General features: G+C 44.5%; 14 protein-coding genes and 2 pseudogenes. 13 read left to right on the forward strand and 3 right to left on the reverse strand.

The genetic code is table 11. The annotated features are described in order from the left end of the window. Window positions 1–3: 3 nt before the first annotated feature. A complete protein-coding gene (locus P4S59_RS19290; RefSeq protein ID WP_337168885.1) occupies window positions 4–1,635 on the reverse strand; it encodes a sigma-54-dependent Fis family transcriptional regulator in 1,632 nt (543 codons plus the stop codon). Then, window positions 1,622–4,300, reverse strand: coding sequence for a type VI secretion system ATPase TssH (gene tssH, locus P4S59_RS19295; RefSeq protein ID WP_337169202.1), 2,679 nt, complete (start codon window positions 4,298–4,300; stop codon window positions 1,622–1,624). Before tssH ends, P4S59_RS19290 begins: the two co-directional genes overlap by 14 nt. 456 nt (window positions 4,301–4,756) lie before the next feature. On the opposite strand from tssH, the gene P4S59_RS19300 reads away from it, so the two are divergent. The 13 genes and pseudogenes from P4S59_RS19300 (at window position 4,757) to tssG (ending at window position 20,252) form a co-directional block, all read left to right on the forward strand. After that, window positions 4,757–5,275, forward strand: a complete 519-nt coding sequence (locus tag P4S59_RS19300) for an Hcp family type VI secretion system effector (protein WP_005373415.1) — start codon at window positions 4,757–4,759, stop codon at window positions 5,273–5,275. Between the two features lie 72 nt (window positions 5,276–5,347). Further along, on the forward strand, window positions 5,348–7,426 hold the full coding sequence (tssI, locus tag P4S59_RS19305; RefSeq protein WP_337168886.1) for a type VI secretion system Vgr family protein: 2,079 nt from the start codon (window positions 5,348–5,350) through the stop codon (window positions 7,424–7,426). 2 nt (window positions 7,427–7,428) lie between these two features. Next, a complete protein-coding gene (locus P4S59_RS19310) occupies window positions 7,429–7,911 on the forward strand; it encodes a hypothetical protein (protein WP_005392644.1) in 483 nt (160 codons plus the stop codon). A 75-nt stretch (window positions 7,912–7,986) separates the two neighbouring features. Beyond that, entirely contained in the window at window positions 7,987–9,306 is a 1,320-nt protein-coding gene (locus P4S59_RS19315) for a hypothetical protein (RefSeq protein WP_301610110.1), read from the forward strand. Continuing rightward, window positions 9,287–10,280 (forward strand): annotated as a pseudogene (locus P4S59_RS19320) (DUF2169 family type VI secretion system accessory protein). Before P4S59_RS19315 ends, P4S59_RS19320 begins: the two are co-directional and overlap by 20 nt. Next, window positions 10,273–11,217: a hypothetical protein gene (locus P4S59_RS19325; RefSeq protein ID WP_337168887.1), complete on the forward strand. Its 945-nt coding sequence runs from the start codon at window positions 10,273–10,275 to the stop codon at window positions 11,215–11,217. Before P4S59_RS19320 ends, P4S59_RS19325 begins: the two are co-directional and overlap by 8 nt. 237 nt (window positions 11,218–11,454) lie before the next feature. Beyond that, window positions 11,455–13,454, forward strand: a pseudogene (locus P4S59_RS19330) (serine/threonine protein kinase). Next, on the forward strand, window positions 13,441–15,009 hold the full coding sequence (gene tssA / locus P4S59_RS19335) for a type VI secretion system protein TssA (protein WP_337168888.1): 1,569 nt from the start codon (window positions 13,441–13,443) through the stop codon (window positions 15,007–15,009). The pseudogene P4S59_RS19330 and the gene tssA overlap by 14 nt, the downstream one beginning before the upstream one ends. A 26-nt stretch (window positions 15,010–15,035) precedes the next feature. Next, window positions 15,036–15,542, forward strand: a complete 507-nt coding sequence (gene tssB, locus P4S59_RS19340) for a type VI secretion system contractile sheath small subunit (RefSeq protein WP_006741091.1) — start codon at window positions 15,036–15,038, stop codon at window positions 15,540–15,542. Between the two features lie 8 nt (window positions 15,543–15,550). Further along, complete coding sequence (tssC, locus tag P4S59_RS19345) at window positions 15,551–17,026, forward strand: type VI secretion system contractile sheath large subunit (protein ID WP_005392635.1); 1,476 nt, start codon at window positions 15,551–15,553, stop codon at window positions 17,024–17,026. Between the two features lie 61 nt (window positions 17,027–17,087). Further along, window positions 17,088–17,498 carry a type VI secretion system baseplate subunit TssE gene (tssE, locus tag P4S59_RS19350; RefSeq protein ID WP_005392634.1) on the forward strand — a complete coding sequence of 137 codons (411 nt, stop codon included), beginning with the start codon at window positions 17,088–17,090 and terminating at the stop codon, window positions 17,496–17,498. A 10-nt stretch (window positions 17,499–17,508) separates the two neighbouring features. Beyond that, a complete protein-coding gene (gene tssF / locus P4S59_RS19355) occupies window positions 17,509–19,257 on the forward strand; it encodes a type VI secretion system baseplate subunit TssF (protein WP_006741090.1) in 1,749 nt (582 codons plus the stop codon). Then, window positions 19,254–20,252, forward strand: coding sequence for a type VI secretion system baseplate subunit TssG (gene tssG, locus P4S59_RS19360; RefSeq protein ID WP_006741089.1), 999 nt, complete (start codon window positions 19,254–19,256; stop codon window positions 20,250–20,252). Before tssF ends, tssG begins: the two co-directional genes overlap by 4 nt. Before the next feature lie 54 nt (window positions 20,253–20,306). On the opposite strand, the gene P4S59_RS19365 is transcribed toward tssG, so the two are convergent. After that, entirely contained in the window at window positions 20,307–20,759 is a 453-nt protein-coding gene (locus tag P4S59_RS19365) for an Lrp/AsnC family transcriptional regulator (protein WP_005373369.1), read from the reverse strand. Window positions 20,760–20,773: the final 14 nt, after the last annotated feature.

Here is a 20,773-nt window from a genome sequence, read left to right on the forward strand (position 1 = left end):
CCATCAACTAGCTGCAGAAATATCGTATTTCTTCATCTTATGGTTTAGAGTGCTCATTGGCAGCGCCAATTGCTCAGCGGCCTTCTTGGTGTGCCAATTGCAGGTATTTAAGCAGTCGATGATCACAGTACGCTCGTATTGGCTAACGACGTCCTTAAGGCTCTTTGAAGCGTCTTCTAAATCCGCTTGTGCCTGCCGCTCGTAAGCAGGTTGGTCTGGGGTAGGTGAGGCTGCTTTCATGTCGATACTTGGTACATCTTCTGGGATTTGTTCGCCAAACTCTATGTGAGTAATGGTTTCAAAATCGGACAGTAGCACCGAGCGCTCGATGATGTTCTTAAGCTCACGCACGTTCCCTGGGTATTGGTAGGCAAGGAGCTGTTTACGTACGTTGGCACTTAACCCTGGCGCTTGCGGCAAACCTAGCGTGTTGGTGGTGTGTTGCACGAAATGCTCAGCAAGGGGAATAATATCCGACTTGCGTGCTCGCAGTGGTGGTAATGTAATAGGGAACACATTCAAGCGATAGAACAAGTCGGCACGGAATCCGCCATCTTTAATCTGCTGCATAAGGTTACAGTGTGTTGCCGCGATAACGCGAACGTCCACTTCAATCTCTTTGCTGGTACCGATAGGGCGAACTTTACGCTCTTGCAGTACACGCAGTAACTTCGCTTGTAGTAGCATTGGCATATCGCCAATTTCATCTAGGAAAAGCGTGCCGCCGTTGGCGGCTTCAAACAAACCGACTTTGTCTTTGTCCGCGCCAGTGAATGAGCCTTTCTTATGGCCAAAGAGTTCTGACTCTAATAACTGCTCTGGGATTGCGGCACAGTTCTGTACGATCAAAGGTTGTTCTGAACGATTAGAGTTTTCGTGAATGTATTTTGCGATCACCTCTTTACCAGCGCCCGTTTCACCACGCAACAGAACGTCGACAGGAAGAGATAGCACCTTATCAAGACGATTCAAGACATTGAGCATTTCTTCGCTCTCTGCAATAGGACCTTGATAGGCTTTCTGAGTACGTTTTTTGAGCTGAGTGTTCTCGCGTACTAGGGCTTGATTGTCGGCATTGAGATTTTTTATTACTTGCCCGTATTGCTCTAACCACACAGCTTGGCGAATATTACTCGCGGCCATTCGACAAAACTCCGTCAAGGCTGCCTCGTTGTCGATGACGTTCAAATCGAGTAAGACTAACAGCCCAATGGTTTTGCTTTCGCTATCAATCAAAGGCCAAGCCAGTAAGTTCTCGCTTTTTAATCCCAGTGTCTGCTCAGTTTGATAGATGCTTTCGCAGTCATAGCCGTTGTACTTATACAACTCGTTAATCAACACCACTTCACCATTACGAATGGCAAAGTTAAATGGGTCGTTTTCACTGGCTGAGTCTAACTGCAATGCTTCCCAAGGGTGGGAAACGATTGTTTTATCGTTATGGTGAGCGGTACTTGGAATCAACGCCTGCCCAGTCTGGTCCAAAACATAAATGATGCCGTGCTTTGCGAGGGTCATTTGTCTCGCAGCGGTCAACACAGCATCCAACGTTTGGGTAAGCTGGCTGCGATCAGCCAAAGACTGACTGATCGCAAGTAGGGCGTTACTAAGTTCGCTATGGTTAGCTGAACGCATAGGTTAGTGTTCCTTGCTCATCGACAGACACTTCGATTTGCGTATGTGAATCATCCTTGTCATGCACTAATAGCTGAGTCGATAGTTGCGGCAGCAACTGACGGTTGATGACCGCGTCGATATTACGCGCGCCTGTTTCAGCAAGGCGACAGTTACCTAGTACGAACTCAACCAAGCTTTCTTCGTAGCTTAGCGACAACTTGTGATGGCTCTGTAGACGCTGAGAAACTTTGTTCAGCTTGTGGTGAATAATTTCTGTCATTGCTTCATCAGACAGCGGAACAAACGGAAGCACAGACATACGTGCCAATAGCGCCGGTTTGAAGTGTTGGTTCAAAGTAGGGCGGATAGCTTCTGCGATGATGTTCGCATCGATGTCTTTTGATTGATGAACTAAAGATTCAATCTCGTGCGTTGCAAGGTTACTGGTCATGATGATCAGCGTGTTCTTGAAGTCGATGGTGCGACCTTCGCCGTCGTTCAGCGTGCCTTTGTCGAACACTTGGTAGAACAGGTTCAACACTTCAGGGTCGGCTTTTTCCACTTCATCAAGAAGAACAACAGAATATGGACGTTGACGAATCGCTTCTGTCAGCATGCCGCCTTCACCGTAACCTACGTAACCCGGAGGTGAACCGATTAGGCGAGATACGGTGTGCTTCTCTTGGAACTCAGACATGTTGATGGTCGTCATAAAGCGCTCGCCACCAAACATTTGATCAGCAATCGCACGAGCTGTCTCGGTTTTACCCACACCACTTGGGCCAACCAGAAGGAATACGCCTGTCGGTGCGTCTGGATTACCTAGGCCAGCTTTTGCAGTTTGAATGCCTTCAGACAGTGCATCGATAGCGTATTCTTGGCCTTTGATGCTTTGTGTTAGGCTTCCTTTCAGTTTTAGCGTGGTTTCTGCTTCGTCTTGAAGCATCTTACCCATAGGAATACCAGTCCAATCCGAGATCACGTGGCTAACTTCATCTGGGCCCACTTCAAAGTGAACCAGTGGGTTGCCATTGCGGATTGCGTCTAGCTGTTTTTGGCAGGCCGAAATTGCAATGCGAACGGCTTCTTCATCCATTTCTGCATATGGAGAAACGTCTTGCTCTTGTTCTGAATCTTCGTCTGCAACAAGCTCTTCTTCATTTGTTTCGCCAAAGACCAGTTCATGTAAGCGAGAGCGTAGAGCAATCATCTCTTGGATCTGCTCTTTTTCTTTGTACCATTGGGCTTCTTGTTCAGCTAGCTCTTCTTTCGTTGTTTCCATTGCCAGTTTTAGGTCTGGAATGTTAGCAAGGCTGTGCTTGTCGCCAGTTTGCTGCAGAGCATCACGCTCAAGTGCTTCAAGCTCGCGCTGTTGAGCTGCAAGTTCTTGTTGCAGGGTCTCTACAGAAGCAGGAATAGCATTAAGGCTGATGTTCACTCGTGCACACGCCGTATCTAGTACATCGATCGCTTTGTCTGGCAGTTGACGACCAGAGATGTAACGAGCAGAAAGTGCTGCCGCAGCAGTGATAGCATCGTCACGCACGTAAACGTTATGTGATTTTTCATAAGCAGGGCGCAGACCACGAATGATCAATGCTGCTTGTTCCGGAGATGGTTCGTCAAGTTTCACCAATTGGAAACGACGTGCAAGAGCAGGATCTTTCTCGAAGTACTTCTTGTATTCCGACCATGTTGTCGCAGCGATGGTTTTCACTTCACCACGTGCTAGGGCAGGTTTTAACAAGTTTGCAGCGTCGCTGCCGCCTGCTTGGTTACCACCACCAACAAGAGTGTGTGCTTCATCGATGAAAAGAATGATAGGGGTTGGCGAGTTTTTCACTTCATCCAATACTGCGTTTAGGCGTTTTTCGAATTCACCTTTTACGCTTGCACCAGCTTGCAGAAGACCCATATCTAGCCCGTAAAGCTCAACACCTTTAAGGCTGTCTGGTACGTCACCTTGTACAATCTTGAGTGCTAAGCCTTCTACTACTGCGGTTTTACCAACGCCCGGTTCACCAACAGCAATAGGGTTGTTTTTACGGCGACGAGCAAGAATGTCCACGATTTGGCGGATTTCTTGGTCACGGCAGAAAACAGGATCGATTTCGCCTTTGCGTGCTTTACCAGTGAAGTCGGTTGTGAACTTGCTCAGTGCTGAACCATCTTCACGAGCTTGTGTTTTCTCTGAAGTAGCAACTTGCGCCTCAATAGAGTGGCTTGTTAGCTCTGCAAAGTTACGCTTAAGGCTGTCAGGGTTTACCGCTTCAAGGATAGAGGCGTAACCATGTTGGCCGTAACGGAGAGGGTTGCTAACAAGAGTAAGGAGTAGGGCACCAGAGCGGATTTGTGTTTCGGATAGATCTAAAGAAGAAACCAGCCAGCTTTCTTGTAACCATTCGATTAATAACGCAGAAAAAACAGGTTTGCTGCCATTTCCTTTGGCGTTGGTGTCGAGTGTGGATCGAACCGATTGTCTTAATAAGTTCTCAGAACAATCAAAATGACTTAATAAGACGTCAAAATCACTATTTGGCCTTTCTAATAGACTCAGTAAATAATGCTCAATTTGAACTTCGTTTGCTTTTTCAGAGACTGCAAGTGCAGCGGCGTCTTCTAATGCTACTTTTGCAATCGGGTGTAGACGCTGAATTAATGAAGAAAGGTTTATATTTATCATAGCCATTTTATTCTTTAGAGGAAAAGAGGTAGCGGCTATTATACTAAAAGTGATTGCGTTCTTTTTTTATCAAGATATTTTGACTATCGTTTGTTGGTTATTTTTAATGATTATTGTGACATTAATGTTTGTGGTTATTTGAATGGCGTTGTTATTCTAAATTAATTGATAGTAAAAGTGTCGGATTTATTAGTTTTAATGACTTTATTTACACAGTTTTATATGGTTATTTTCACTTTTTAAAATTAGAACAATTTATTATTATCTTAATCCAACTTTTTGGTTTTTTATCCAATAAATTGTACTCAAGATATTAGTGAATAATGTCTGAATTTGTTTAAGTTGTTGTTTTTGTTTGATTTTTAAAGTTGGCACAGACTTTGATTATACTAAGTAGTCGCGGTGATAAGCGATTTGGTGATTTAAACAAAACAGATTTTAGAAAAGGAAATAGCGATGCCAACTCCAGCATATATGTCTATCCAAGGTGAGACTCAAGGCCATATTACTAAAGATACTTACTCTGCAGATTCAGTAGGTAACACATGGCAAGAAGCTCACGTTGATGAGTTCCTAGTACAAGAACTTGATCACGTGCTAACAGTTCCACGTGATCCACAAAGTGGTCAGCCAACTGGTCAACGTGTACACCGTCCACTTGTTGTAACTAAAGTTCAAGATCGCTCATCTCCACTACTATTCAACGCACTAGTATCTGGCGAAAAACTTCCTGAGTGTGTGATCCGCTTCTACCGTACTTCAGTTCAAGGTAAACAAGAGCACTACTACTCAATCAAATTGATTGATGCGCTACTTGTCGATATCCAAACTCGTATGAACCACTGTCAAGACGCAGCAACAGCTGACCGCGTGACAGAAGAAGTGCTTAAGTTCACTTACCGTGCGATCGAAGTAACTCACGAAAACTGTGGTACTGCGGGTAACGACGACTGGCGTGCTCCACGCGAAGCTTAATTGCTCGTCGCGTAAAGATTCAGGGCCAACGATTGTTGGCCCTAATTCGATTATTGGTATCAGGTAAAAGATATGGTGAATGACGTAGAATTTAAATTTGAAGTGCCTGGATGTGGGCATGAATTTCGGGTTGAGAGCTTTCATGTTCATGAAGAGTTATCTAAGCCTTTCCACATCAATCTCTCATTACTTTCACTTGATCCAGATATCTCGTTCGATGAGTTAATACGTAAAGCTGGAACATTGACACTTTACGGACAAGGTGTTGGGGCTGCGCGTGTGTTCAACGGCGTGGTGAATGAAGTTCGTTACTTAGGGACTGGACGTCGTTTTTCTCGTTATCAATTAGTCTTGGTTCCTCAAGCTTGGTTCTTATCTCAGCGCCAAGATTGTCGTATTTTCCAGCAAAAGTCAGCGCAAGACATCATCACAGAAGTACTCGATGATGGGGCAGTCACCGATTACCGATTTGAAGTGTCGGGTACTTATCCTCCAAAAGAATACGTTCTGCAATATCGTGAGTCTGACTTGCACTTCGTGCAGCGCATGATGGCTGAACACGGTATGTGGTATTACTTTGACCATAGCGATTCAAATCATACGATGGTCATTGTCGACAGTAATGACGCGATTGCACCTTTGATAAGCTCACCACTAAATGCTTCATACATTGGGCCGATTGTTTATCATGCCGATGGTGGCGGTGTTGCCGATCGCGAACATATCTCTGCTCTCGAGTTAGTTAACCGCGTTAGAACGGGACAGGTTACGTACACAGATTACAACTACGAACACCCTAAAATTCCACAAGAGATGACACAGGCTGGTGAGCTAGACCAAGATCTCAAGCAGTTTGATTATCCTGGACGATACGTTGACCCACTGATGGGTCAGGTGAGAACCACGGAATGGATGTCGGAACACATTGTCGATAATCAACAAGTGGAAGCAACCAGTGACGTAATGCGCTTAGCATCTGGTTACAGCTTTAACGTCAGTGACCATCCGCGCTCCGAGATCAACCGCGATTACCTCATGTTGTCTGTAATGCACACAGGGCAAGATCCGCAAGTGCATGAAGATGAAGCGAGTGGTATGCCAACCACTTACTACAACCAGTTCTCATGTATTCCACGTGATGTGGTATTTAAAGCGCCTAAACTAGCGGCACCAGTAGTGGATGGCCCGCAAACGGCGGTTGTTGTAGGACCAGAAGGTGAAGAGATTTACACCGACAAGCTTGGTCGAGTGAAAGTACAGTTCCATTGGGATCGCTATGGCGATAACGATGAACACTCAAGTTGCTGGATCCGCGTAAGTCAATCCATGGCGGCGCCAACTTGGGGCGCTGTGTACTTGCCGCGTATTGGCCATGAAGTCGTAGTGACTTTCCTTGAGGGGGATCCAGATCGTCCGTTAGTTACGGGCGCAGTTTACAACGGTTTACATTTTCCTCCGTACTCTTTACCTGAAAACAAAACTCGCACCACGTTCCGCACGCAAACGCACAAAGGAACAGGTTACAACGAGTTGAGTTTTGAAGACGAAGCGAACCAAGAAGAAGTCTATATTCACGCTCAAAAAGACATGTCGACCAAGGTGCTCAACAACCGTTACCGTGATATCGGTCAAGATGAATTCTTGAAGGTTGCACGTCACCAAACGAATGAAGTTCATGGTGACCATAAAGAAACCATTCATGGGCATAAAACGACACAAGTAAACAGTACGTTTATCGAGACAGTCGAGCAAGACGTTACCGTCACATACAACGCGAATGAAGCTCAGTATGTGAAAAACAATTCTGACTTAGAAATTGGTGATAACCGTACGACTAAGATCGGTAAAAATGATGATTTAGATATTGGTGAAAACAGTAACCTTACTATCGGTGCATCTAAGAGTTCAGACATTGGTGCGGATGATAACCAGACGGTTGGTGGCAACTTAACGGTATCAGTGAAAGGTAACACCGCTTATAAAGCCGATGGTGCGACGCAAATTATCAGTGGCGACAAGATTGTATTGAAAACGGGTGGTTCCTCTTTAGTGATGAACAGTGATGGTTCAATAAAGTTATCAGGCTCGGCTATAACGATCGAAGGCAGTGACAAAGTCGTCGTGAAAGGTGGCAACGTAGTGGTTAACTAACAATGGAAAAACAACCTCTTACAACAGAAGTAATATCAGAGCAGCAAGCCGAATCAACGGCTTGCTTTTCGCGTTTTGGAATAATAGTGGCTATCAATGAGTCTACGGGCAGTGTGCGAGTTGATTTTGATGGTAACCCATTTAAGCAGCCACTCACTGCGAGACTAGGACGTGGCTTTCGTCGTTCTGAACTGCAAATGGCTATCGATAATCGATTAAGTTGTCGAATTGAGTTTTTGAACGACGACTTAAGCTTGCCTCTTGTGACGGACATTTTTTTCTCCATTCTGGATGACTCTGATGAGTTTGTATTGCGAGCGAAGAAGATGGTTATCGAGACAGAACAAGAGTTGGTAGTCAAAAGTGGTGAGACAGAAACTCGCTATAGCGGGCGCGATGGACGAATTACCACTAAAGCGAAGTACGTCACTTCTCAAGCAGAAAAAGCACAAAAAATTCAAGGCGGAACGATAGCAATTAACTAATTACCTCGCGTTAGCTAATTACTTTGTATTAACTAATTGCAATCGCGTTATGGCACGCTAATAACGGATAACTAGATGCGACAAAGAATTGGTGTCGAGCACCTAAAGGCACCCATAACCAATCAAGAAGTCGAAGGCGCGTTAGCAAAAGCTGAGCGTGCTGTGAACGACCTTTCCCAATTGCCAGTAACGTGGCTGGATTTCTGTAATGAAAAGCTGTCCATTGCTTCTGAAAGTATCGGGTTTTTAATCAGGCAGCGAGTTCAAATTCACAAAAGGGGTTATCCAAGCCGTGAGTTGGAGTATCTCAAACTGATTGAACGTCAAACTGAAGAGCTCAAGCAGGTGTACTTGTCGTTTTATCGATTAGCGCCGGGCTTACTCCATCAATTAAGAAGCAAAGAGCCAGAAATCTATATCTGGCTCATGTTACAAGGAGAGCTAGGTTCAGATATTGATAACCTTTTGTGTGGACTGAGTTTGCTAGAAGATATTGACGCTAAAACTGCAATGGTCGTTGCCGTGCAATCTCCGGTTGAATCTATGGATAGCACGCTTTCGGAGCTTATTGAGGGTAATGCGACATCCAGTGCGTTTTACTTTGAATGCTTACGTGTACGTCAAACACTAAGCGTCTCTCTCATCAAGCGCTGGAACAAAGCCAGCATCATTAGCTCTCATGTTGCTTTGCCACTACTCGCTTTACAAGACGTGAAAGAGGGGATTGATTGGCTTAATGACAATGCAGGCAGCGAACAATATCTATTTGAACGCTTGATTACCAAACGTGACAGAGGCACTTGGTTCCGTCAGAGCTTTGGCATCGAACCAAGTGGATTACCATCAGCGCAAGTGCTCACTTATGCCAAGTTGCTTGAGTTAAAAGAGTTTGAGGCGTTTGATATCTCTTCTCCATTAGCACCTGTTGATTTTGCTCTGAGTGGTGATTGGAAGTTGATGCCCCCAATCATCGAGCACTTGGAAAGCGTAGAGGAAGCGGAGGGTGAAATTTGGCTTCAAGCCTTGTATGTCGTCTACGGAAAACTTCTTCCTCTGACTCCGCAAGATGTTGGTGTCGAGTATGAATGGGAAGATATCGTCGATCTTCTCAATGAGTGGGTGGAAGATGAAAAATATATCCAAAATCTACCAAGCCGCTTGGGTTACGCATTGAGCTTCGAGTCTACGTTAGCTGCGATGCAAGATGCTAACGTTGATGTGCTGTTCCGCGATTGGCTATGGCGTCAACTCTGTATTCAATCCAGAGCCTACGTGCCTTGGGATATGGCAATGCCGATTCATCAACAAGACTGGAACTTTAACAATTTAAAGGCCGCACCTTCTGCGAGCGAACGATTCAACTTAAGGAATAGCAATGCAGTTATGGGATATTGAGGCGCACCCTGAGCTATCACTTAAAGGTCGTTTTCAACGTGACGAAAACGGCGATGAAGTCTGGGTTGTGGTCGCCAAACGCACATGGCAATTCGATGGTGTGGTTTGGCACGAATTAGGTGAAAGTGAAATCTTCGATGATCCCCAATATTTGGGCGAAGAAGGCTTCTCTGCGATGAAAGTTGACCATGAGTTCGCGTATACTAAAGACAACACAGATGTACTTGTTTACGGCAAAGCGCGCAGCTACGCGAAAAAGCCAGTGACATACCAAGAGTGTCGTGTGCTGATTGATGGTCATATCGATAAGAGTCTCGCTATTCACGGGGAACGCGTATGGGTTGAGCATGCTGGCAGTATCACGCTGAGTAACCCAGTCCCATTTATTGAAAAAGACATTGATTACACTTGCGCGATTGGTGGTGATTTACGCAACCGAATTGGCGGTGGTATTGCCGATTCCAACAAAGAGTTGCTTGAGCAGAAAGTGCCCTCGGTTTTTTATCCTCGAGAGGACTGGAGTGCCACCGCGAAAAAACTACGTGTTGCGGGTTTCGGGCCCGTGCCTCCTTTCTTTGAGTCGCGCCAGAAGCTGGCCGGCACGTTCGATGACGATTGGATTGAGAACCGCAAGCCAATGTTGCCACTCGATTTTGATAAGCGTTTCTTCCAAAGCGCGCCTATTGATCAACAGTGCAAAGGCTTCCTTCGTGGAGGAGAGCGTTTGATGATGAGTGGCTTTTGTCATGATGACACGCTTTCATTCCGCATTCCTAAAGAGAAATATCGAGCAACTGCCGTTTTTAATAACGATAGCTATCAAGTTGATATGGCGATGTACACCTTATTCGTTGATGCTGAAAAAGAAAACTATATCAATCAGTTACACCGCCGCGTTTCCTTGTCAGGGGAAAGAACACTTGCTGGTGTCTACATCTATCGCTAAGTTGGAAGAGGTAAGCGAGCATGCATAATTCAACAGGCCGTTACGTGCTAGGTATGGAAGTGATGACGCCAACCGGTATGAATTTAGATATTGCCAGTGCAGTTTCGTATGCTGATTTAGGAAGATTCGACCAATGTGTAGGGGATGATGGTATCGAGCGTTTTACTTACGCAAAAATCGAATACACCAAAGAAATTGAGCAGTTTGAGAAAACGTGTGAGTTAATAACCCACTTGCTTGATTCATTGTTAGCGCAGTTACCACGTTCATTGAGACCAATACCTTTGCTTATAGCGGTGCCTGCGTCTGTTTCACTAGTAAAGGTGCAAGAATGGCTTGGTGAAAGTCACTACGCTGACTTTCTCTCTGTGGTGAATGCAGTCCATGCCAGTGGGCCTAGTTTCGTTCTCCAGGCCATGAAATCATTGGATAAATATGATGCCATGATGTGTATCAGTGTCGATTCCTTGGTGAATTCGATGCAAACACTCATCGACGATGCGATGGTAATGAGTACGAATAATCCATGGGGCGTTATTCCGAGCGAGGGTGGGGCAGGTTTAATTCTTTGTCGCAGAAATACCATAGAGGCATTGAAACTTAAGCCTCAAGCGCAGCTTGGCTACATTGATACGGAATTAAACACTTCAGACCGAAGAGGCATGTTTCGACTTGTTCAACGTGCGAGTAAAAAGCTCGATTCATTTGGTGAAGTGTATTCCGATATGACGAACCTTCGCATGCACTCGGAAGATTACGGCTTTGCTCTGGGGGCTAAAGCAGAACGATTCACGAACCCAGAACAACCGCAGCTTATCAATGAGTTGTGGGGCACGATGGGCAGTTGCTCTTCTCTAGCCTTAATCGCCTTTGCGGTCAGAGATCACCATTTTAGGCAACCAACCACGTTGTTAATGTTTGACTTTCATGGTGACAAGGGGATTCTCCAGTTGCTGCAATGTTAGTAGGCACTCATCGAACAAATGGCAATGAAAATACACTCATATTATTAGGTTTACGTTTGTATCATGAAAAAGCGTATAACTGATGCAGTGAAAGCGTAAGTAAAAAACTCTAATAAGTTAGTAATAATAACTAAAATAATAGGCTTACTGTTTGTTTTAAATACTAGCCTTGATACAAGTATGTTCAAGAAAATATTATTCAACTCTAATAATATTTATTCTATGAAAGAGTACTAAGTGTCTAATAATCAGAGTACAGCCAAAGGATATATCGATCAGTTGGTTGTGAAAGCTATTGAGAAAAAGAAACTGAATGAGCAAAGGCTAGCAGAAAAAAATAAGCCAAAGCTTGAGTACGTGCTTTTTTCACAATTTGATGTATTAGACAAGCTTCCCTCTAAAAATGGTAAAACAACCGTTTATCATCTCGCAAAAAAAGGGCAGCCAGAAAAGCAGATCTGTTGCAAAGTTATCAATGATGACTCGCCAGAATTTGCGAGCAAAATGTTGGTTAACGAAGCGAGTCGATTAGAGCTTTCCCAACATCCGAGCGTGGCTAACTTCATAAAAATCGGCAACGAATTCGAACGCCCATATTTGATGTACGAGTGGATCCAAGGTGAATCACTCGCAGAAAAGATGGAGCGCCACTCTTCTAAAGGTTTCCGCCACGACCATATCGCTTGGTTGGTATATCAACTCGCTGGTGCCTTAGAGTTTATGCACACAAGAGGCATCTGCCATCTTGATATTAAGCCATCCAACGTACTATTGAGTGAAGGCGATTACGTTAAACTCATCGATTTCGGTGCTGCTCGTTATATTGGAGAAACGGAACCTTACGCAGAAGCAAGCTTGAACTACGCTTCACCTCTTTATATCGAAACTGGCATCGCGGAACCGCAAGATGATGTTTACTCCCTTGCTTTGCTCGCTGGACATTTATTTTTGGGTTCAATATTTGGTGATACTTGGAATAAACAATTAAAAGACCGAAAGCGTCCTGCATTGATCCCGGCTCATATTTGGAAGTTGTTGAAACAAGTCATCAATAAACCAAGAGGGCATGGCTATACCGCTATTTCTTTCGCCCAGCAGTTAGCACGAATCGATACTCAATCGATTAACTCAAATTCTAACGCACCAATTTTTAGTAGCTTGCGTAATGCGGATCTTCTGCTTACACACTGTAAGTCGAATGATAAAACAGCGTACGGACGCTTCAAACTATTGGAGGCGAGTTTAGTGTTGAGTGTGGTGGCAATGACAGGAAGTTATTTGTATCAGCAAAATTCGGATGCATTGGATGCTATTTTTGCCAAAGAAACGACACCTTTAAGTCACACAATCACGCCCACAGATACTGCTTCTTTTTTGGCTGAGCCGCCATGGGATATCAAAGAAGTATTAGCAAAAACTGAGCAGAGCGTTGATACGACTGAAGCCTACCGAGAAGCGTATCGAGTTCAGCAACTAAGCCTTTCGGGTTTATATAATGAAAAACAGACTCAGTTGAAGTCTTATCAAGCTTTAGCTGATGGACTACCACAGACATTAGTGGATTTACGCAAGGAGCTTGTCACGTTGCGAGAGGAACTCGTTCGTGATGGTGCATTGTTTCCCTATGCGGACGAAACACTGACTAAAGTGATGTCGGGTTTGAATGTCGCCTCTGTTGATTCCATGAAAGTATCTGCCATTGCTGGCAGTCGTGATAAGCAGATTGCTCACTTAATTTTAGATGGTGAAGCTAAGCTCGCAGAAGAAGAAATGAAAGAGGCGTGGTTATTAAACCAGTCACAGGCATATTTCTATAGCCAAATCTTACCAAAGAGAGTGATGGAAAATATTAATGATTCCATTGATAAACATGCAGAAGCGCACTTTTATACCAAAGCGATTGAAGAAGCTGAATTAGCCAAAGACTACTTTGGTAATACGCCAGAACTAGAAAAAAAATAACAGACTTAATCATCGCAAGAAGCGAATTTATTTTGTTTAGTACGGTGATGGAGCAATCCATTTTCGACAAACAGAAATTGCATGAGTCCCTTGCTGATTTAGAACGAAATGCGCCAAGAAAATTTACAGAAATCACAAAAATTCTAGATAGCATGGCGTCGGATGCGATTAATCAGAGTCATCAGTTTTCTAAGCCTGCAAATGGTGCCATTGCCGTAGCTCGTGCATTGAGAGACTACTTGACTGAAGGAGATGCGAATTTTGTCCAACATTGATACTGATCACCTTCTTAAACCGATTTCTGATGAATCTCCTGCGGGTAACGATGCTCGTTACGAGTTTTGCTATGAAATGATGGAAGCCGAGGTAAAAAAGTTCGGCTCTCTATTTGGCGAAACAGTCGACTGGAATGTAGTAAAAACCAATGCGATGGAAGTGCTCGAGCATCATAGTAAAGATTTAAAAGCACTTTGCTATTTAGTACGAGCGCTTGCCGAGGAATCTGGGCTCAAAGGTTTTGAGCAAGGTCTGAAACTGATTAATGAGGCGTTAGCTTGCTTCGGTAGTGATCTTTACCCGTCACGGAAACGCGGTAGAGACGGAGCGGTGGAGTGGTTGAATCATCAATTTAAATTGATGAGCACTAAGCTTGCGGACAGTGCGCAATCTTGGGAATTAGTTTCAGGCTGTATTTCGGCGATTGAAGAAGTGCAGCGTCAGTACGACGATGTTTACCAAGACTCCGAAGCTGACTTCTTTGAGATTCGCACGCAGCTCAATGTTTTATCTCAACAAGCAGCTGCCGATGACCAGAGCGATGACTCAGTCGCTACCATCGAACAAGCGGCACCAGCTACGCAGCCTGCCGCGGTAGAAACGCCAGCACAGAACGATGTTCAAACCGCTTCAGCGAAGACGGTTCCGCCGGCCCCTAAACCTGCGCCAGTTAAGAAAGCCGTAGCAAAAGAAGTCGATGTCGATACAGATTTCTCATCGCCTACGGCTTCAAAACGCACGTTAAAAAAAGTCGCGGAAGTCATGCTTCATGCGAATCCAAGTGATCCGCTGGCTTACCGAATTTATCGTCATCTGACTTGGGATGACATTGATGGTCTACCTGACCACCAAAACGATCAAACGCCATTGAGCTTGGCGGTATCGTCCGATCAACAAGCGGAATACCGCGACAAAGCCAATCAGGAAAGTGACATCGACACGATTAAACGTTTGGAGCGCACGCTAACTGACGCGCCATTTTGGCTCACAGGCCACCATTTCGTGTATTTGATGCTTACTAACTTAGGTTTTGATGACGCAGCACTTGCCGTGAAACAAGAAGTAAAGCGGTTTGTTGAGTCACTGGAGGGCATCGAACGCCTCTCTTTTAAGAATTCTATACCATTTGCAGATGAAGCAACATTGAGTTGGTTGTCTACTCAAGATGCTACTTCATCGGCAGCACAAAATGTCGTACAGACGGTTGTGATCGCTGAAGAAGATTCATTGCTGGTGGAGGATATCACTCTAGAAAATCTAGGGGAATATGCCGCAGAACTCGCCTGCAAACTTGAGCTGGATGGCTCAGGGCGTGGACAGTTCATGCTGTATTTACAATTGATAGCAGCTTACCAGTCTGTTGGATTATACCCGTTGTGTTTGCCGTATCTTGAGAAGGGGTGGGAAGTACAAAATGCGTTTAATCTCGCGAGCTGGGAACCCCACTTATCGTCGCAGTTAGAAGACCTGATTCGAAAAACACTCCATCAGTTATTCAGAAGTAAGGATCTTTTACCTGAGAAGTATGAAGAGTGGAAAGCAATTTATGACTAATTAAAGAGTTAGATAAGGAACGAATTATGTCACGTGACGGCTCGGTGGCTCCTAAAGAGCGAATTAATATCCGTTATGTTCCAGCAACTGGCGATACGCAAGAAGACGTAGAACTGCCGCTAAGCATGATGGTAGTTGGCGACTTTACTGCACGTGCAGATGAGACGCCAATTGAAGAACGCACTCCAATCAATATCGATAAAGACAACTTTAACGAAGTGCTAGAAGGCATGTCTCCAAACGTTAAAGTGAACGTTGAAAACCGTCTTTCTGATGAAGAAGGCGGCCAAATCGGTGTTGATCTAACGTTCCAAAACATGAAGGACTTCTCTCCAGAAGCGATCGCGAAAAGTGTACCTGAATTAAACAGCCTACTTGAGCTTCGCGAAGCCTTGGTGGCGCTGAAAGGCCCTCTAGGTAATGTTCCTGCGTTCCGCAAGAAGATCGCATCAGTACTTCAAGATGAAGACGCGAGAAAGAAACTGTTGGATGAACTAAGCATTGGTAACGACCAAGAAGCGAAAGAAGAGTAAGGGATATCATGTCTGCAGAAGCACAAGCGCCAGAACAAGAAGCAGCCTTAGTTGAATCAGGCTCACTTCTGGATAGCATTCTTAACGAAACTCGTTTAAAGCCAAGTGATGAAGGTTTTGATGTTGCAAAACGCGGCGTAGAAGCATTCATCAGCGAGCTACTAAGCAGCTCGAACACAGAGAAAGTGGATCAGTCTTTAGTTGATCTGATGATCTCAGAAATTGACCAAAAACTGTCTAAGCAAGTCGATGCAATTCTTCACAACGAAGAAGTTCAAGCGATTGAATCAACGTGGCGTGGCCTTAAGTACCTGGTTGACCACACTGACTTCCGTGAGAACATTCAAATTGAATTGATCTCTGCGAAGAAAGATGAAGTTCTTGATGACTTCGAAGACGCGCCAGAAGTGGTGAAGTCTGGTTTGTACAAACAAATCTATACGCGTGAATATGGCCAATTTGGTGGTAAACCTGTTGGCGCAGTCATTTGTGACTACGATATGTCGGCTTCGTCTCCAGACATCAAACTGATGGAGTACATGGCAAACGTGGGTGCAATGTCTCATGCTCCATTTATTACATCGGCGTCTGCGAAGTTCTTTGGTCTAGATAGCTATGAAGAGCTACCGAATCTAAAAGATCTTAAGTCAGTATTTGAAGGCCCACAATACACTAAATGGCGTAGTCTACGTGAACACGAAGATGCACGTTACCTAGGTCTATGTACGTCTCGCTTTATGCTACGTACACCTTACTCTGTAGAAGATAACCCAATTAAGGCGTTTGACTACGATGAGCAAGTAACAGACAGCCATGACAACTACCTATGGGGTAACTCTGCGTACGCGATGGCATCAAAAATTAGTGAGTCTTTCGCTAAGTACCGTTGGTGTCCAAACATCATTGGTCCTCAAAGCGGTGGTACTGTGCATGACTTACCGGTTTACAACTTTGAAGCCATGGGTCAAATCGAAACTAAGATCCCAACTGAGATTCTTGTTTCTGACCGTCGCGAGTACGAGCTAGCAGAAGAAGGCTTCATTGCGCTAACCATGCGTAAAGGTTCTGACAACGCGGCGTTCTTCTCTGCAAACTCTGTTCAAAAACCGAAAGTGTTTGCGAACACGCCAGAAGGCAAACAAGCAGAGATGAACTACAAGCTAGGTACTCAGCTTCCTTACATGTTCATTATCAACCGTCTAGCGCACTACATCAAAGTGCTACAGCGTGAGCAAATTGGTTCTTGGAAAGAGCGTTCAGACCTAGAAATTGAACTGAACAAGTGGATTCGTCAATACGTTTCTGACCAGGAAAACCCGCCAGCGGAAGTCCGTGGTCGTCGTCCACTACGTGCTGCTAAGGTTGAAGTGTCAGACGTAGAAGGCGACCCAGGTTGGTACAAAGTATCAATGTCTGTACGTCCTCACTTCAAGTACATGGGTGCGAGCTTCGACTTGTCTCTAGTTGGTAAGTTAGACCAATAACCCATTGCTGAAACCATAAAGCAGCCAGTAAAGACTGGCTGCTTTTTTCGTAGGAGTGAAGATGGAAAAAGGTTATCGCCTTTTAGAGCGGATTGAGCTTGGTGAACCCAAAAACTGTTACGAGAAAGTCGTTTCTCACAAGCATTTGATTGAATCTATTCATTCTCATCTCGCAGACTTGCTGAATACCCATTCTGGGAATGCAATGATCGACAATGAGTATGGTTTACCCGATTTTAATGACGTACTTTCTAACAACACGAACCTAGTTCGCCACATTCAAAAAAACATCACGTCAACCATAGAACGCTTTGAACCGCGACTGTTGAATGTCGAGGTTAATTACCGTGAAGATCACCATAACCCGCTACAACTCGGCTTTGGTATTCGCGGCGAAGTTTCCCATAACGGCGGTAAAGTCCCAATGTCGATAGACGTCTACATGGGAACCGACGGCCAATTTAACGTTTAGTAGGTGCCACTTGAGTAACAGTAAATACTTTCAAGATGAACTCACGTATTTGCGTGAGTCGGGTAGTGAGTTTGCCAAATATCATCCAAAGTTAACTCACTTTCTCTCTGAGGGAACCTTTGACCCAGATGTCGAACGACTGCTCGAAGGTTTTGCCTTTCTGACAGGTCGAATCCGCGAGAAGATTGATGATGAACTGCCTGAGCTGACGCAATCTCTGATGACTTTGCTGTGGCCACATTACATGCGTTCGATTCCGTCTTTGTGCATTAGCGAACTAAAACCGCATACCGGAAGTGTTACTGAGAAAACCGTGGTGAAACGTGGCGCAGAAATGGCGAGTGAACAGGTAGAGGGCACGCAATGTTTGTTCCGTACTTGTTACGACGTCAATCTATACCCAATTACGATCACTAACATCGAACAGACCAACAGCCGCACCAGTTCGATGATTGATGTGACTTTATCGACGGAGCATGGTCTTGAACTGTCTCGGATCGGTTTAGACACGCTGCGATTACACCTGCATGGCGAGATTCATATTACTCGAACTGTCTTTTTATGGCTGTTCCGTTACCTAGATTATGTCGAATTAGATGTTGGTGGTGGTTACAAACATCGCTTAGGGCCAGAATACGTTAAGCCAGTTGGGCATGAAGAGGACGAAGCGCTCCTGCCTTACAGCAAAAATTCATTTGCAGGCTATCGTTTGCTGCAAGAATTCTTCTCTTTGCCAGATAAGTTCATGTTCTTCGACATTAAAGGCTTAGAGTGGCTAAAAGGCATTCCACAACGTAGCACGGTCAAAATCAAATTCCACTTTAAGCGTGCATTACCGTCAGAAGTGGTGCTTAAAGATAAACACTTGAAGTTGCACTGTACGCCTGCCGTTAATTTATTTGAAAAAGATGGCGATCCAATTCGTTTAGAGCACCGACGTAACGAGTACAAGGTACGTCCGCAAAGCAACACTCAGGAGCATTACGAAGTCTATTCCATTGAGCAAGTGGAAAGCTGGAGTAAAGACGAGCGTCGTCGAAAGTCTCTGATTGAATTTGAATCATTTGAGCATCAAATTAACCAACGAGATAAGCGCGAGTTCTACAAATCTAAAGTCGCTGAGCGTGTAAGCGGTAGAGGCCTTGAACGCTACATATCATTTCATACTCATAATGGGGACATTGCGGAACTGGGAACAGAAACGGTACTCATGAAACTGCAATGTAGTAACGCAGATTTGGCGGAACGTTTGTCAGTGGGGGACATCACTTACGCGACTCATAAATCACCGACCTATGCGACGTTTAGGAATATTACCAAGCCCACTCAATCGGTCAGTCCGCAAGTGAATGGTGAGCTTCAGTGGCAGTTAATTGCGAATATGTCACTCAACTACTTATCGCTGGCAAATATTGATGTACTTAAAGTGCTTCTCTCTACCTATGATTTCCACTCTCGTGTTGACAGACAAGCGCACCGCGCATCCATTCATCGACTTGATGGGGTTATCTCTTCGGAAATGAAACCAATCGACCGTGTGTTTCGTGGCGTTTCGGTACGCGGCAATCAGTTTAAGTTGGTCACCAATTCCAAATTTTTTGTCAATGAAGGCGACATGTTCTTGATGGCGACGGTGCTTAACGAATTCATCCGTTTGTACTCGAGTGTGAACTCCTTTACCGAACTGGAAGTGTTTGATGAAGCGACAGGCGAGGTTTATAACTGGGCAAGTCTTATCGGACAGCAGACGATACTATGATTAATACACTTTCTGATAAGTCGAATGAGTTTAGTTTCTATCAAGCAGTCTTGCTGCTAGAGAAGCATTATCAACTAGAGCCGAACTCTAACTTTGTCGCCGTCGGTGAGAACAAGTACTTCCACCAAGAACGTATTGAGTTCAGCGTTTCGCCAAACTTATCTTTTCCAAAGAGCGATATGGACTTTATTGCTCATATGGAGAGAAATGGCCAGCAGTATTCTAGAGTCGAAACCAACTTTCTTGGCTTGCATGGTTCAAGCTCACCACTTCCTGCTTCTTATACTGAGAAACTGGCAGGGCGAGATCCTGAAGACAATCCGGTAAAAGATTTCTTTGATTTTTTCCATAATCGGTACACCAGTTTGTTGTATCGGGTTTGGAAGAAATACCGATATCACGTGCAGTACCAAAGCGGGGCAAGTGATGCCTTCTCTGGACGTATTCTGCACTTGGCGGGCCTATCTAGCGTAATGCAAGATAGTAAGGTCGCAGAGTTAGATCGAGCGAAAATACTGTCTTATGTAAACCAACTTTCTACGCGTACGCGTTCGCCGAAGCTGATTTCCGGTATTGTTTCGCATTACTTCTCGTTGCCTAGTGTGCGCATTGAAGAGTGGGTATATCGCCGCGTAGAAATCGCAGAAAGCCAACGGAATAAACTCAACCGTGCTAATTGCATATTAGGGCAAAATTTGCACTTAGGACAAAGCATTGCGGACTTAAACGGCAAATTTAATCTCTGCATCGACAGCATCGATTTTGAAACATTTAAGCAGTTTTCCTACGATGGTGAGTTACACAAAACACTGGTTGGCCTGATGCGTTTCATTTTGCGTGACCCGATGTCGTGGGACTTAAAGTTGACAGTTAACTTAGATAGTATTCCAGAGAATAAGCTAGGTAATGGGGAAGGGAACCACTTAGGACAAACATTCTGGTTAGGTAACCCAAGTGATAAAGATGCCAAAATCCGAGTTATCGGAAGCATATAAGAAAGCCGCTCTACGAGCGGCTTTTTATGTTGTCATCAAAAAGGTCAGAAAAGCTTAACGGCTGATCGGCTGGTGAAGTACGACGGTAGTATCAAGCCTTTGAATCCCGTTAAATGACTCAATTTCGTTACAAAGATGATGAATAGACTGCAGATCGGGCGCTTCAATTAGGGCAATAATATCAAAGTTGCCACCAACAACGCTTGTTAAGCGAACCTCAGGGATTTCTTTAAGCGCATTTGTTACATCATTTTTCTTACCCTTTTCACAAGATATCAATAGATAGCTTGCGGCTTTGCGCCCTTCGTTTTCTACACGAATTTGTGCGGTATAGCCTTTGATAATACCGGTCTTTTCTAAACGATTAATCCTTTCTGCTACTGCTGTACGAGACAAACCAATGTTTCGAGATAGATTCGCAATAGACTCACGCCCGTTTGACAATAGACTTGAAAGTATTTTTCGATCTAATTTATCTAAACCTTGTAAAGTCATGTTTGAAATCATGTGTTCTGCCTATT

Origin of the sequence: Vibrio sp. M60_M70 (genome assembly GCF_037162085.1) — a bacterium.
Taxonomy (GTDB): domain Bacteria; phylum Pseudomonadota; class Gammaproteobacteria; order Enterobacterales; family Vibrionaceae; genus Vibrio; species Vibrio diabolicus.